The organism is Candidatus Cyanaurora vandensis (assembly GCF_013285555.1).
Classification (GTDB): Bacteria; Cyanobacteriota; Cyanobacteriia; order Gloeobacterales; family Anthocerotibacteraceae; genus Cyanaurora; species Cyanaurora vandensis.
Genome location: NZ_JAAXLT010000132.1, coordinates 1 through 13,339, shown reverse-complemented (window position 1 = coordinate 13,339; position 13,339 = coordinate 1). Strand labels below are relative to the sequence as shown.

Genomic DNA, 13,339 nt, shown 5'->3' with positions numbered 1-13,339 from the left:
GGCTGGTTAATCCCTGAGTCAATCAGCATCGAAAAGAGGCTCCCGCGCGGGGGCCTTTTTTTAAGGGTTTTTGTAGGGGCGGGTTTGAAAACCGCCCCTCGGTCGTCAGGTGGTAAGGTGGGGGCTAAAAGCTGATTGTTATCATGAATACATAAGTTCTTTTCAACACCCATGCAGCCTTCCAACCCCGATCAGTTTACCGCCAAAGCTTGGGAAGCTCTGGTGGGTGCCCAAGATACCGTCCGTCGTTACAAACAGCAGCAGTTGGAGTCGGAACATCTGTTCTTGACCCTGTTAGACCAAGAGCAGGGCTTAGCTGGTGTAGTCCTGCAACGGGCCGGGGCCAACCTCAAGCAGGTGCGCGGATTGGTGGAGAGTGCCATCACCCGTCAGCCCCGCGTCTCCAGCAGTGAGAACATCTACCTGGGCCGCTCCGTCGAGACCCTGCTAGACCGTGCTGATACTGCCCGTAAGAGTTTCAAAGATGAATTCCTCTCTGTGGAACATCTGATCCTCGGGTTCGCCACGGATGAACGCAATGGACGGCGGGTTTTCCGGGAAGTCAACCTGAACGAGGACAAGCTCAAAAAAGCAATCCAAGAGATCCGGGGTTCCCAGACTGTGACCGACCAGAATCCCGAGGGGAAGTACCAGTCCCTAGAGAAGTTTGGACGGGACCTGACTAAACAGGCTGAACTCGGTAAACTCGATCCGGTGATTGGACGCGATGAAGAGATCCGCCGGGTAATTCAGATCCTCTCGCGCCGGACTAAAAATAATCCTGTTCTCATTGGCGAGCCGGGGGTGGGTAAGACCGCTATTGCCGAGGGACTGGCCCAACGGATCATCAGGGGCGATGTGCCCGAATCCCTCCGCAACCGGAAGCTCATCACCCTGGATCTCGGGGCTTTGATTGCGGGGGCCAAGTACCGGGGTGAATTTGAAGAACGGCTCAAGGCCGTCCTCAAGGAAGTCCTGGCTTCTGAGAGTCAAGTGATCCTCTTTATTGATGAGATCCATACCGTCGTCGGCGCGGGGGCTACCGAAGGCTCAATGGACGCCAGTAACTTGCTTAAACCGATGCTAGCCAGAGGTGAACTGCGCTGTATCGGGGCAACCACCCTGGATGAATACCGCAAATACATTGAGAAGGACGCGGCCCTCGAACGCCGTTTCCAGCAGGTCTACGTGGACCAACCCAACGTCGAGGATACCGTCTCGATCCTGCGCGGTCTGAAAGAGCGTTACGAGTTACACCACGGGGTCAGGATTACCGATGCGGCCCTAGTCGCGGCGGCAGTCCTCTCCAACCGTTATATTACCGAGCGGTTCCTCCCCGACAAGGCGATTGATCTAGTGGATGAAGCCGCCGCCAAACTCAAGATGGAGATTACCTCCAAGCCCGTCGAGTTGGATGAGGTAGACCGCAAAATCCTCCAGATGGAGATGGAACGGCTCTCCCTACAAAAAGAAGCCGACACCGCCTCCATTGAGCGACGCAATCGGCTAGAGCGCGACTTGGGGAATGCCCACGAAGAACAGGACCGCCTCAACGCCCAATGGCAACAGGAGCGCAATGTCCTCGATGAGATCCAACAACTCAAGGCCCAGATTGATGAAGTGGACCTCGCCATCCAACAGGCCGAACGGGAAGTGGACCTCAGCCGCGCCGCCGAACTCAAGTACGGCAAACAGGCTGAACTGAAAAAACAACTCATCCTCAAAGAACTCGAAGCCCAGCAAGCTCGTCAAGATGGTCAATCCCTGCTGCGCGAACAGGTGACAGAGGAAGATGTGGCAGAGATCGTCGCCAAATGGACCGGCATTCCCGTCACCAGCATTCTCACCTCCGAGAAACAAAAACTGCTCAGTCTCGAAGCCATCCTTCACGAACAGGTGGTGGGCCAAGACGAAGCTGTGACCGCTGTGGCGGCGGCTATCCGGCGTTCGCGCTCTGGACTCAGTGACCCCAACCGTCCCCTGGGTTCCTTTATCTTCCTGGGACCGACCGGGGTGGGTAAGACCGAACTCGCCAAGGCCCTCTCGGAACTGTTGTTTGATTCCAAGCAAGCCATGGTCCGCCTGGATATGTCGGAGTACATGGAGAAACACACCGTCGCCCGGTTGATTGGTGCGCCGCCGGGCTATGTCGGCTATGACGAGGGCGGACAACTCACCGAGGCCGTGCGCCGCCGTCCCTACGCGGTCATCCTCTTCGACGAAATCGAGAAAGCCCACCCTGATGTCTTCAATGTCCTGTTACAACTCCTAGATGACGGACGCTTGACCGATAGCCAGGGGCACACCGTTGACTTCCGCAATACGATTGTGATCATGACCTCCAACATCGGCTCAGAATACCTCCTGGCTGGGGCCGCCACCGATGACGAGTTATTTATTGCCGCCCGTGAACGGGTTCTGGACAGTTTGCGCCAACGCTTCCGGCCCGAGTTCTTGAACCGGATTGACGAAGTAATTGTCTTCAAGGCCCTGCGCCGCGAACAACTGGTCACTATCGTTGGTCTGCAACTCCAGAGCCTAAACCAGCGACTCGTCGCCCAAAAACTGGGGCTGACCGTCTCCCCCGCCGCCCTACGCTACATTGCAGAAGTAGGCTATGACCCCGAGTACGGAGCCAGACCCCTCAAACGGGCGATCCAACGCGAACTAGAAAACCCCATCGCTACCCATCTCCTGTCTGGGGATTTCCCGGAAGGTTCCACAATCTACGTCGATGTCACCAACGAAGGGCTCAGCTTCACGGCCCGACCTGCGAATCAGCTAAGCGTATCAACGGATACTATTCAATAGCTTGGTCTCCGTAGGAATGCTGAGTTGTCATCAACAAAGGAAACGGGATCGCTTGATTGGGGCGGATCTGCTGTATTTGGGGAATTTTTGGGGATTCACACTTGTGTTCTGCTCCCTGATCGCGTAGGGTACTTGGTAACTGAAACGATCAAGGAGACTGACCTTGAAGGCACCCCGCGTCCTACCCACCAGCCGCCCTCCAGCAGTTGCCACTCCCCCGCCCTTGGCCTGGTGGGGACTGACCCTCAGTACCGCCCTGATTGCGGCCTTCGCAGCTCTTCCAACCGTCAATCAAGCTCCCCCAGCCCCGACTAGCCTGGACCAAGCCCTCCAACAAAGTTTCACCGTCAAGTACCAGATGGCCCTGGCTCTCGCCAGTCAACCTGCCCCAGCGCAACCAACGACCCCCTACACCGTCAAACTTGGGGATACCTTACAATCTATCGCTGCTGATTACGGGGTCTCGCCCGTCGCCATTGTCCAGGCTACCCCCGGACCCGTAGATTTCCTTCAGCCCGGTCAGACCTTGAGCATCCCCCATCGGTCTACTTTCGTCTGGCCCCTTACCGGACCCACCCTCCCTGTGCCCCTGCCCCGGACCAGCCTCGACTTAGTGGCCTCCCTCGGGACGAAGGTGGTGGCAGCCCAGGCCGGGACCGTGATTACCGCCGGACGCAAATATAACGGCTATGGCAACATGGTCGAAATTCTCCATGACAAGGGCATGGTCACGCGCTACGCTCATGGTGCCCAAGTGCTGGTCCAAGCCGGGACTCAGGTGGCCCAGGGACAACCCATTCTTAAAGTCGGATGTTCAGGGCGGTGTAGCCGTGCCCATGTCCGTTTTGAAGTACGTGTCAAGGGTCAGTTGATCGATCCGCTTAGCGTATTGCCCTAGTTTTTGCTAATTTACCGTTGCCAATCTAGACAAAACCGTCTATTCTCAAACAAGTCGAACCTCTGATGTGATTCAGATCACACTAGGCGACGGGGGAACCACCTCCCACTGGGAGTATTAGGGGTGAATTCTAAACCTTCCTGGTTTAGATAGGGTAGCTCTAACCCGAACCCGGCAGCTAACCTCGTAGACGGCAGAGCTTAACGGTTGTTCAGCCACAGGGTATTGACCTGTTGATGGGTAATCGGGCGGCATTCACCTCAACAGGAAAATCCATGACCCTTGATGGCCTGTTCCGTGTGGGCAGTATTTGTGCCCTACTATTGACGCTGACAACAGTAGTCCTTGCCGAACCTGAACTTGAGACTGAGATGAGTCCCGTGGACCTGCAACTCTTGGACTATCGCCCAGACCCGACGGGAGTAAGTGGTTATTCGCCCCGTGAAGTAGTCGCAAGCCGTCCCCTAGAGCGCATGAACCGTAATCGAGTCAGCCAGCGCGGTTATATGTGGCCCGTACCCGGAGCTATTTTGTCGCCGTTTGGGCCTCGGGGCGGACGGGCACACCTCGGCCTTGACCTCGATGGCAACCGGGGCGACCGGGTAGTGGCAGCGCGGGCGGGGATGGTCATCACCGCTGGGGCCAAATACAGCGGCTACGGCAACATGGTGGACATCCTGCATGAAGACGGCATGGTGACGCGCTATGCCCACGCCACCCGTGTCTTAGTCCAAGTCGGTCAGCAGGTCGCCCAGGGCCAGACTGTCATGACCCTGGGTTGTACGGGGCGTTGCAGTGGCCCCCACGTGCATTTTGAAATCCGCCAAGGCGGTCGAGCCGTCAACCCCACACCTTATTTACGTTAGCCCTCATCACTTAATAATCCCGGATTACCCCAAGGCAGGGTGGCGGGAGCAGTGTGAGTCAAGTAGATGTGGCGGTCTCGCCCAACGGTTAAGAAACCCTGTGCTCGTAATGTGCTCAGGAGGCGGGTCACGGTCACGCGGGTTGTCCCCATGGCGTTCGCAATCTGCTGGTGAGTCAAGCGAATTTCAACGCGCAAGCCATCGGGTGTAATTTGACCAAACTCATGGCCCAAAAGGAGCATAAACCCCTGAATCCGTTCGAGGACCCGGCGTTTACCGGCTAGGGCCAACAGAGCCTCAGTTTGGTGGAGACGGCGGGTCAGTTGCAAATTAATCTCGTGGGCGAACCGGGGGGAGTGTTGGGCCTCTTCCCAGGAGACGCGCAATAGGTTGCCATCAGTCAGGGCTACGGCTTGGTAGGTATCTAGGATCGTCAGGGGTAGACCGAGGGGCATCATCGGACCGAGTAACCCCAAGAGGACCTCATCACCCGACGCATGGAGGGTCAACAGTTGGATTACGCCCCGGTAAACCACCCCCAACTCGCGGGGTCTCAGGACAATCACTTCCCCAGCTTTGTAGGGTACCAGCGTCCGTTCGCGATATAAGTCTTCTAGCCATTCCCGTCGCTTTTCAATCAATGACATGGTCTACTCGGCGCAACACCCACACTCTATCGGGCGTTGGTAAAGGGAAGGTAATGGTGGATACTCGATTTTGCCGTTTTTAAGAAAATTAAGTATCTGTTAATACTTCCGTGGTGGCGCGGGAGGGACTCGAACCCTCACGGGAATACTCCCAACGCATTTTAAGTGCGTAGCGTCTACCATTCCGCCACTGCGCCATGTTTTGCATTATACCGTGTGGGGTCACGGCGTATCGGTAGGGGATTAGGGCCATGTGCTATCACAAAGCAGGAACTTCAGGGAGCCGTACCTATGTTGTCTAGCCAAGAGGGGCAAAAAGTCCCCAACGTCACCTTCCGTACCCGTCAGGACAGCCAGTGGGTGCCCGTGACCACTGACGAACTATTTGCCAATAAGAACATCATCGTCTTCTCCCTGCCGGGAGCTTTCACCCCGACTTGCTCCTCCACCCACCTGCCCGGTTATAACGAGCTAGCGAAAACGTTTTTTGAGAATGGCGTGGATGAGATTGTTTGTCTCTCGGTCAACGATGCTTTTGTGATGTCCGAGTGGGCCAAGGAACAGGAAGCGGGCTATGTGCGGCTCATTCCCGATGGCAATGGCGAGTTTACGGCGGGGATGGGGATGCTAGTGGATAAATCTGACCTGGGGTTCGGTAAGCGTTCCTGGCGGTATTCGATGCTGGTGAAGGATGGCACGGTCGCGAAGATGTTCATTGAGCCGGAGGAACCGGGCGATCCTTTTAAGGTCTCTGATGCTCAGACGATGCTCAACTACCTCAATCCCGAGGCAGCCATGCCTAAGCTCGTCTCGCTATTCACAAAACCCGGTTGTCCCTTCTGTGCGCGGGCTAAGGCCATGTTGAAGGACCGTGGGTGGGACTATGAGGAGATTGTCCTGGGTAAAGACATCACCACGCGCTCTCTGCGGGCGGTGACGGGAGCAGCAACCGTTCCCCAAGTCTTCATTGATAGTCAGTTAATTGGCGACTCCGAAGCCCTAGCTGGCTACCTCGGCGTGAAACCTTAACTCGGCTCGTACAGGAACTCTAAGAGGTTCCCGTCACGGTCCTTGGCATAGAACGAACTTGTCCCGTCGCGGTGGTCGAGGAGGGGGGAGCAGGCGGCTCCTTGGTCGGTGAGGGTGGTAAAGCGGGACTGGAGTTCGGCGCGGTCACTGAGGATAAACCCGAAGTGTGCGCCAGCATGGGTATAGAGCGGACCTAAGAGGGCTAGTCCGTCCGCTCCTGCCTTCACGTAGGCCCAGTCTTCATCCTGCCAAACCGCCTCCATGCCCAAGTCTTGGTAAAAAGCCACTGCCTGGGGGATATCGGCAACTCGCACCGCCACATGACCGATGCGCTTGAGTTTGAGGGCTGTCGTCGTCATGATTGCTCCTTAAAAATGGTCTTTGAGGGTCCGTAACTGGGTGAAAACCTGCACACGGTCCTGGGTCTGGGTCGTTTGCAGGCTGGGTTGGTCTACTCGTAAGAAGGGATTGGTCGCTCGCTCCAGCCCACTCGTCGTGGGGATAGTGGCTCTACCCTGTTGTCGTGCCCGCTGGGTCTGGTCAAACCGCGCCTGTAGTTCCAGGTTATCCTTTTCCACGCTGAGGGCAAATTTGAGATTGTTGAGGGTGTACTCGTGGGCACACCAAACCAGCGTCTCCGGGGGCAGTTGCGCAAACTGGTCTAGTGAGGCCAGTAGTTGCGCTGCCGTCCCCTCAAAAAGCCGCCCACAGCCCCCCGCAAACAATGTATCTCCACAGAATAAATGCCCAGAACCGGGGAAGTAGTAGGCGATGTGCCCGCGTGTATGTCCCGGCACGAAGTACACCCGGCCCTGCTCACCGCCGAAGTCCACGGCATCACCATCATCTAAGCAAACCGTTTGACCGGGAATACGCCCCTGGTCCTGACGACTCCCATAAACCTGTGCTTGCGGAAATTGTTGTAATAAAGCTTGGTTCCCGCCCACATGATCCCCGTGGTGATGGGTATTAAAAATCGCGGTCAGTTTAAGGTCCCGTTGCCGTAAAAAGTCCAGGACGGGCGGGGCCACGGCTGGGTCTACCACCGCTGCTGCCTGCTGGTCATAGAGGACAAATACATAATTATCCTTGAGAACCGCAATCCGCTCGACGGTAAAGGCCATCCTGTCCCCTCAACCCAAGGTCCGGGTTTGTTTCTCTTGCTGTTGGTGTTCGTGGAGACGGTCAATGCGTTGGGCCATCAAAGCCCACTCATCGGGTGTGACCCAGGGCGGGCGGTCGGCCTTAATCTCAATGGTGAGTTTCCCGTCTTTGAAACTCAAGTCCGCGACATTGCCCTCAATCCCAATCACCTGTAGCATCCGCTGGATGGTGGCATCTAATTCGTGCATGACTTGAGCATCCGGCTGGCGGTAGATGTGCCAGAAACGGGTGCGGATGAGGGTACGCAAAACCGAGTTCAGCAAAGGATTCATTAAGAAATCCTAACATGACTCAGAAATTAGCTGTATCCGGTGGAGTACCTACAGCAGTCCTTGCACTGATTCAGGAAGTATAGGCATTCCCATACCCTGACGGGCACAGGCGTGGTGGGGGAGCAAGGCGGCAGTAAGGTATTGCCTGTACGCATTGAGAGCTTGGGGTGCTAGCAAGGTACCGCACCTACCCTGACTAGTTCACCAATAACTGTCTAGAAGATGTCCAACTCCTTGGCCCTAGCTTTGGTCTAGTAACAGCTAATCCTCTAGTAAGCCGAGGGGATGCTTCATTGGGATGCCATCGTCGCGGGGGAAGACTTGGAGTGTGGGACGTTTTTTGGTGATGACGATACAGTGGCGCACTGCTTGGGTCAGGGGCAGATTGAAGGCATCCACATCGCTGATTTCTCCCCCCAAAACCTGAACCGCCCGGTTGAGTTCTACCTCTTCGCGGATTTCCCACTGGCCTTGATACAGCAGAGCCATCCCGCCGACTTTCAATAAGGGTAAAGCGTACTCAGCACAGACCGTCACCGGAGCCACTGCCCGGACTAGCGCGAGGTCGTAGCCCGCCCGGTGGTCGCGATGATGTCCTAGGATTTCAGCCCGTTGCGCCAAGATCTGTACATTAGTCAGGCCCAACTGCTGCACACAACTAGCCAGGAAAGCCGCTTTTTTCTTGGTCGCCTCCAGTAATACCACCACCCAATCCGGCTGCACCAAAGCCACTGGCAACCCCGGAAAACCCGCCCCGCTGCCAATATCAATCACCACCTGCTCAGGACGGTCGCGGTGAGGCCAGTAGTTTCGCAGCGAGTCCCAGAGGTGCTTCTCCCAGAATTCCGCTGGCTCCGTGATCCGCGTTAGGTTCTGTTGGGCGTTGCCCTTGAGGACTTGGGCATAGAGCAGGTCAAATTGGCGGCGCACCTGACTATCCGGTTCCCAGCCCAGGGTATCCGCCCAACGGTCATGGGGTAACACGGACTTCATCGGGAGCCAACGCCTCAATCATCAAAGCGTGCATATCTTCTTGCAAAAAAGGTCCTAGGGCTGCGTAGACCCGGCGGTGCCGCTCGACTAGCCCCTGCCCCACGAAGTCAGGACTGACTACTTGGACAGAGAAATGTTCGCTGCCGTGACCACAGGCGGAGTCTTCAGCCGTAATTTGGGCACCGGGAAAGGCCATCTGGAGCGCGGTGAGGACTTGAGTGGGCGTTGTCATGGTGTTTGGAATTTTCCTCAACTTAGCACAGGCCCCGCGCAACCCAAACTTACGGCTAGACTCCACATCTAGGCATCACAACAACCAATCCCTGCATCTAGTGTTAGAATGGGGCTTAGGGCAAGCAGGAGGCCCGGTGCAGGTTATATTTGTTAAACTCCCGACTGGGGTAGATATGCTCGAAACCGTTGCCCGTCAGACCGCTGAAGACCTTGCGGTCCAAGTTTTAGAATTCACCCTGCCGGACCCGGCGGACCCCAGTTTCGAGGAGCAATTAGAGTCGGCATGGCGGGTCTGTGACCGTTTTGACCTCCAAACCGATATCTGGCGGGGGCGGTTGTTGCGCTCGGTCCGGAATTTTGAGAAAGGCGGGGGCGGTTCCTTTGAGCGGTGGCTGGTCACCAAAGAGATTAGCCGTTCTCGTGCCTATCGTCTGATTGAATTGGCAGATTGCGCGGACCAGTTCTTGGCCCAGCATCCGCTCCAGACCGACCAACTCAGCCATTTCAGTAAGGCTGCTTTCATCAGTGCTGCCAAGTGTGAACCCGCCGTCCAGCAACAAGTCATCGCCCAGGCCCAGCGCGGTGAGCGCGTCACTCAACGCCAAGTCGAGGATTTCCAAGAGACGTGGCTGGTTGCCCAAGAAGATATCCTCCCCGAGGTCATCCGTACCCGAGTCGCCCAGGCCAGTCTGCCCGCCCGCTCCGCCGCCAAAGCCGCCCAAGCCCTATCCCAACTCCCCGAGGATGACCGCGAGATCCTCTGTGAAGCCTTGGTCCACCACCCCGACCTCAACACCCTCCGCCAAGTCGCCACCGATGCCCAAGCCATCAGCCGGACCCTCGCCAACCTCTCGCGGGTCCAGGTCCTGACGGAAGCCGCCCTTGCCCGTGAAGCCCTAGGTGAAGCCGCTCGCCTTGGTGTCCTTGCCCAGACCCTCGACCTTCTCCAGTGGGCCGCTCGGGTAGAACGTTCCCTCAGTCAGCTTTATACGGCTTGGCAACGGTTGGGTGCCCTCCATGACCAGTTACAACAAAGTCCCGGCGGGCATTCCCTCGGTCCCCTCCTCGCCGCCCTCGAACCCCTCACCCAACCTAGTCCCGCCATTGACGTGGGTGCCGTGCGCCTCACCGCCAATATTTCCTGTACCGAACGCTGGCAGGAAGCCGGGAGCTAGACTTACCCACCACGCCAACTCAAGCACCCTTCTGTTCCGATGGCTCTTGCGTAAGTCCTGATTTATTCTTAACTTTCAGTACTTGTGCTGGTGGATAAGACGTACGCGGTTGAAGTGACGTTAGTGGTTGGGTTGGTAGCGGGAGACTATTGTGTTAAACCTGACCTGTTTAATTAATCCGACCCACTTAGTCACGATCCTGAGCTTAACATTAGTGTTTAGGATTTAGGCCCAAGGGTGTCGAGGACCCGGCGGAGGACGCCATTGATAAAGGGCGGGGTCGAGTCACTGCCGTAGCGTTTAGCCAGTTCGACGGCCTCCGAGATACTGACCTTCGCTGGGATCTCCGGGAAAGCGATTAGTTCCGTCACACTTAGACGGAGGAGGTCCTGTTCGATGCGTCCGAGGCGGTCTAGTTGCCAACCGACCATGGAAGCTTGAATAATCCGGTTCACTTTCTCTTGGTGGGTCCGGTAAGCCTCAATCAGGGCCAAGGTGAAAAGTCGGACTTCACTATGGTCTGCAAGCATCACCCGCTCCGGGAGGTCCAAGATCCCGCCCAAGCCGTTAATCGCCTGCTCCGTCGTCTGAATGGCCTGTTGGACTTTTTCGCGGGCACTCGCCACATCCCTGGCTCCGATATCACTCTGGAGGAGCTGCTCGTGGCTCTGTTGCAGTTGGACACTGGCTTGTTTGAGGGATTCGTCGCACTCCTCGCGGAGGAACCGGACGGCTATGACCAGGATCTCTTGCAGTTCGCGGTCGGTCACAGCGGGTTCAGCAAAACGTTTGGGGACGCGCCCCCGGTTCGCCAAGAGGGTCTCCAGCTGGGAGAGACAGAGGAGGGCCAATTCACGGGCAATACGGCGCGGTTGCATGGGTAACACGGTCAGACGTTCCATCCTAGCCTCCCCCGCTACCCGTTTGAATTAGGAGACCCTGATCGAGGACAAGCTCTAGGTCCAGTATGTGTTGACACTCCCACGTCTAAAGACCGTGGGATTCTTGTTTCCTAGAGTCAGCTTGCTGATTAAGAGTTACCTCCTGATGAGTAGCGGCTGTTCTCTCCACAAGCGTTACGTTTCCCCGTGCCCCTGGGTACGACTTCAATCCTGATGCCAAGATATTCAATGCTGCATTGTGGTCGCGGTGCAATACATATTCACAGATACAGGTATGGGTGCGCGTAGACAGCGACTTTTTAACAATGGCATGGCAACTAGAACACTCTTGACTGGTGTAATGGGGTGGGACAGCAATTACTATCCGCCCCATCACTTTGCCGTAGTACTCAAGCCATTGTCTGAACATTGACCAGCCCGCATCACTGATGGATTTAGCCAAACAATGATTTTTGACCATGTTACGCACTTTCAAGTCTTCAATAGCAACCAAGTCGTTAGACTGGACAGGGGTCCGGTGCCGGACCCCTACGCACCTTGCCGTTTTAATGGCAAAATCTTTACGCTGCCTGGAGACTTTCAAGTGTTGACGGCCCAGCCGCTTCCTCGCTTTGATACGATTCTTGCTGCCTTTGGCTTTTTTTAGATACCCGACGCTGCGCCCGTTTTAGCTGTTTTTCAGCTTTACGGAGGTAACGCGGGTTTTCTACCTTGACCCCATTAGAGTCAGTGTAAAAACTTTCTAGCCCCATGTCCAAGCCAATCGTCTTGCCGGTGGGGGTCAAATCTTCATTGCGTTCTACATCAACACAGAATTGAGCATAGTAGCCATCGGCCCGACGCACTAAGCGGACACGCTTGATTTGTTCTTTGCTATAAGTAGTTAAATCTCTAGTGCCGAGTAGTTTGAGCTAACCGATATCGAACCCATCGGTTAGCATTAAGAATCTACGGTCATCCGATAGTTTCCATCCCGTAGTTTTATATTCAACGGAGCGGTTATCTTTCTGAAACTTAGGGTAGCCTTTTTTGCCTGGAGTGCTTTTCTTGCAGTTATCAAAGAATCTGGAAACTGCTGCCCATGCGCGTTCTGCTGCTGATTGACGCGCCATTGAGTTTAGTTTACTAGCCCACGCAAACTCTTTGGCAAGAATCGCACACTGTTTGTTGAGGTCATATTTGGTGGCTCCCTTAGTATCTATCCAGTAGCGCAAAGCTTTTTTGCGAATGAATTGGAAAGGGCGTATCGCCTCATCAATTAAGGCGAACTGCTCAGGGGCGGCGACTAACTTTGACTCAAGGACTAACATGCCTGGATTATAACCTATTTAACCTGAGGTCGCCAGCTTAAATCCTTTGTTCGCCCAGCGGCTCACGCATCTTATATCCCACGGCTAAAGCGCGTGGGTTTTACGGTGTTTTCTATAGGTACAATCGAACCGTTAACCTGGAACGCCTGTGCCCCTTACCGATTCCTTAGCCGCCCAGATCAAGGCCCAACGTCTGACCCCCGGTGAATATGACCGCATTTGTGAACTGATGGGCCGCGCCCCCAATCCCAATGAACTCGGGATGTTCGGGGTCATGTGGTCTGAGCATTGCTGTTACAAAAACTCCAAACCCTTACTAAAGGGCTTCCCCACCACCGGGCCACGAGTCTTGGTCGGACCGGGCGAGAACGCCGGGGTTGTAGATTTTGGCGAGGGCTTACGGATTGCCTTCAAAATCGAGTCCCACAACCACCCCTCCGCCGTCGAGCCCTATCAGGGAGCCGCCACCGGGGTCGGCGGTATCCTGCGCGATATCTTCACCATGGGAGCCAGACCGATTGCCCTCTTGAATTCACTCCGCTTTGGTCCTCCCGACACCGACCGCAACCGTTTCATTATCGGTGGGGTTGTGGCTGGGATTGGCGGTTATGGTAACTCGGTGGGCGTGCCCACCGTCGGGGGTGAAGTCTACTTTGACCGGACCTATGACGGCAATCCGCTAGTGAATGCCCTCGCCATTGGCTTGATGGAACTGCCGGAGATCATGAAATCCGGGGCCAAGGGGGTCGGCAACCCGGTTATTTATGTCGGGTCCACCACCGGGCGCGACGGGATGGGCGGGGCTAGTTTTGCCAGTGCGGAGCTCAGCGACCAATCGGAGAAAGACCGCCCGGCGGTACAGGTGGGCGATCCCTTCCTAGAGAAACTGTTAATTGAAGCCTGTCTCGAAGCCTTCCAGACTGGGGCCGTGGTGGCGGCGCAGGACATGGGGGCGGCGGGGTTGACCTGCTCGACCTGTGCGATGGCGGCGAAGGGCGGGGTCGGGGTTTCACTAGATCTCGACCTAGTACCCGTGCG

The 13,339-nt window shown here is 56.1% G+C and carries 13 protein-coding genes, 1 tRNA gene, 1 pseudogene and 1 riboswitch; of the genes and pseudogenes, 6 read left to right on the top strand and 9 right to left on the bottom strand.

Features of this window, described 5'->3' with window-relative positions; genetic code table 11:
• Nucleotides 1-171: 171 nt before the first annotated feature.
• The 3 genes from clpB (at nucleotide 172) to HFM78_RS09035 (ending at nucleotide 4,575) form a co-directional block, all read left to right on the top strand.
• Nucleotides 172-2,811, top strand: coding sequence for an ATP-dependent chaperone ClpB (clpB, locus tag HFM78_RS09045; protein ID WP_287129111.1), 2,640 nt, complete (start codon nucleotides 172-174; stop codon nucleotides 2,809-2,811).
• Between the two features lie 163 nt (nucleotides 2,812-2,974).
• Nucleotides 2,975-3,709 (top strand): M23 family metallopeptidase, encoded by a 735-nt coding sequence (locus HFM78_RS09040; protein WP_287129110.1) that lies wholly within the window; start codon nucleotides 2,975-2,977, stop codon nucleotides 3,707-3,709.
• A gap of 42 nt (nucleotides 3,710-3,751) precedes the next feature.
• Nucleotides 3,752-3,917, top strand: a riboswitch (cyclic di-AMP (ydaO/yuaA leader).
• Nucleotides 3,918-3,984: 67 nt separating this feature from the next.
• Nucleotides 3,985-4,575 carry a M23 family metallopeptidase gene (locus tag HFM78_RS09035; RefSeq protein ID WP_287129109.1) on the top strand — a complete coding sequence of 197 codons (591 nt, stop codon included), beginning with the start codon at nucleotides 3,985-3,987 and terminating at the stop codon, nucleotides 4,573-4,575.
• On the opposite strand, the gene HFM78_RS09030 is transcribed toward HFM78_RS09035, so the two are convergent.
• On the bottom strand, nucleotides 4,572-5,222 hold the full coding sequence (locus HFM78_RS09030; RefSeq protein WP_287129108.1) for a Crp/Fnr family transcriptional regulator: 651 nt from the start codon (nucleotides 5,220-5,222) through the stop codon (nucleotides 4,572-4,574). The two genes, HFM78_RS09035 and HFM78_RS09030, sit on opposite strands and share 4 nt — an antisense overlap.
• A gap of 111 nt (nucleotides 5,223-5,333) precedes the next feature.
• Nucleotides 5,334-5,419 (bottom strand) — tRNA-Leu (locus HFM78_RS09025).
• Between the two features lie 94 nt (nucleotides 5,420-5,513).
• Between HFM78_RS09025 and HFM78_RS09020 the strand changes: the two genes are divergently transcribed.
• Nucleotides 5,514-6,251, top strand: coding sequence for a glutathione peroxidase (locus HFM78_RS09020; RefSeq protein WP_287129107.1), 738 nt, complete (start codon nucleotides 5,514-5,516; stop codon nucleotides 6,249-6,251).
• On the opposite strand, the gene HFM78_RS09015 is transcribed toward HFM78_RS09020, so the two are convergent.
• The 5 genes from HFM78_RS09015 to HFM78_RS08995 all read right to left on the bottom strand — a co-directional run bounded on the left by HFM78_RS09015 (nucleotide 6,248) and on the right by HFM78_RS08995 (nucleotide 8,912).
• Nucleotides 6,248-6,610: a VOC family protein gene (locus tag HFM78_RS09015; protein WP_287129106.1), complete on the bottom strand. Its 363-nt coding sequence runs from the start codon at nucleotides 6,608-6,610 to the stop codon at nucleotides 6,248-6,250. The genes HFM78_RS09020 and HFM78_RS09015 overlap by 4 nt on opposite strands.
• A 9-nt stretch (nucleotides 6,611-6,619) precedes the next feature.
• Nucleotides 6,620-7,375 carry a hydroxyacylglutathione hydrolase gene (gene gloB, locus HFM78_RS09010; RefSeq protein ID WP_287129105.1) on the bottom strand — a complete coding sequence of 252 codons (756 nt, stop codon included), beginning with the start codon at nucleotides 7,373-7,375 and terminating at the stop codon, nucleotides 6,620-6,622.
• A gap of 9 nt (nucleotides 7,376-7,384) precedes the next feature.
• A complete protein-coding gene (locus tag HFM78_RS09005; RefSeq protein ID WP_287129104.1) occupies nucleotides 7,385-7,687 on the bottom strand; it encodes a hypothetical protein in 303 nt (100 codons plus the stop codon).
• Between the two features lie 261 nt (nucleotides 7,688-7,948).
• Nucleotides 7,949-8,680: a 16S rRNA (guanine(527)-N(7))-methyltransferase RsmG gene (gene rsmG / locus HFM78_RS09000; RefSeq protein ID WP_287129103.1), complete on the bottom strand. Its 732-nt coding sequence runs from the start codon at nucleotides 8,678-8,680 to the stop codon at nucleotides 7,949-7,951.
• Nucleotides 8,658-8,912: a BolA family transcriptional regulator gene (locus HFM78_RS08995; RefSeq protein WP_287129102.1), complete on the bottom strand. Its 255-nt coding sequence runs from the start codon at nucleotides 8,910-8,912 to the stop codon at nucleotides 8,658-8,660. Before HFM78_RS08995 ends, rsmG begins: the two co-directional genes overlap by 23 nt.
• A gap of 136 nt (nucleotides 8,913-9,048) precedes the next feature.
• On the opposite strand from HFM78_RS08995, the gene HFM78_RS08990 reads away from it, so the two are divergent.
• Nucleotides 9,049-10,089 carry a hypothetical protein gene (locus tag HFM78_RS08990; protein WP_287129101.1) on the top strand — a complete coding sequence of 347 codons (1,041 nt, stop codon included), beginning with the start codon at nucleotides 9,049-9,051 and terminating at the stop codon, nucleotides 10,087-10,089.
• 218 nt (nucleotides 10,090-10,307) lie between these two features.
• Here HFM78_RS08990 and nusB read toward each other — a convergent pair whose 3' ends face one another.
• Entirely contained in the window at nucleotides 10,308-10,991 is a 684-nt protein-coding gene (gene nusB, locus HFM78_RS08985) for a transcription antitermination factor NusB (RefSeq protein WP_287129100.1), read from the bottom strand.
• An 85-nt stretch (nucleotides 10,992-11,076) separates the two neighbouring features.
• Nucleotides 11,077-12,301: pseudogene (locus tag HFM78_RS16280) on the bottom strand (RNA-guided endonuclease InsQ/TnpB family protein).
• Between the two features lie 148 nt (nucleotides 12,302-12,449).
• On the opposite strand from HFM78_RS16280, the gene HFM78_RS08970 reads away from it, so the two are divergent.
• Nucleotides 12,450-13,339, top strand: an 890-nt coding sequence (locus HFM78_RS08970; protein WP_287129097.1) for an AIR synthase related protein, incomplete at its 3' end; no start/stop codon positions are given.

What these genes read in the sequence shown, in the direction of transcription:
- HFM78_RS09020 (WP_287129107.1), top strand. Translation starts at nt 5,514, where the DNA reads ATGTTGTCTAGCCAAGAGGGGCAAAAAGTCCCCAACGTCACCTTCCGT.
- nusB (WP_287129100.1), bottom strand. Translation starts at nt 10,991, where the DNA reads ATGGAACGTCTGACCGTGTTACCCATGCAACCGCGCCGTATTGCCCGT.
- HFM78_RS09005 (WP_287129104.1), bottom strand. Translation starts at nt 7,687, where the DNA reads ATGAATCCTTTGCTGAACTCGGTTTTGCGTACCCTCATCCGCACCCGT.
- gloB (WP_287129105.1), bottom strand. Translation starts at nt 7,375, where the DNA reads ATGGCCTTTACCGTCGAGCGGATTGCGGTTCTCAAGGATAATTATGTA.
- HFM78_RS09015 (WP_287129106.1), bottom strand. Translation starts at nt 6,610, where the DNA reads ATGACGACGACAGCCCTCAAACTCAAGCGCATCGGTCATGTGGCGGTG.
- HFM78_RS09030 (WP_287129108.1), bottom strand. Translation starts at nt 5,222, where the DNA reads ATGTCATTGATTGAAAAGCGACGGGAATGGCTAGAAGACTTATATCGC.
- clpB (WP_287129111.1), top strand. Translation starts at nt 172, where the DNA reads ATGCAGCCTTCCAACCCCGATCAGTTTACCGCCAAAGCTTGGGAAGCT.
- rsmG (WP_287129103.1), bottom strand. Translation starts at nt 8,680, where the DNA reads ATGAAGTCCGTGTTACCCCATGACCGTTGGGCGGATACCCTGGGCTGG.
- HFM78_RS08995 (WP_287129102.1), bottom strand. Translation starts at nt 8,912, where the DNA reads ATGACAACGCCCACTCAAGTCCTCACCGCGCTCCAGATGGCCTTTCCC.
- HFM78_RS09035 (WP_287129109.1), top strand. Translation starts at nt 3,985, where the DNA reads ATGACCCTTGATGGCCTGTTCCGTGTGGGCAGTATTTGTGCCCTACTA.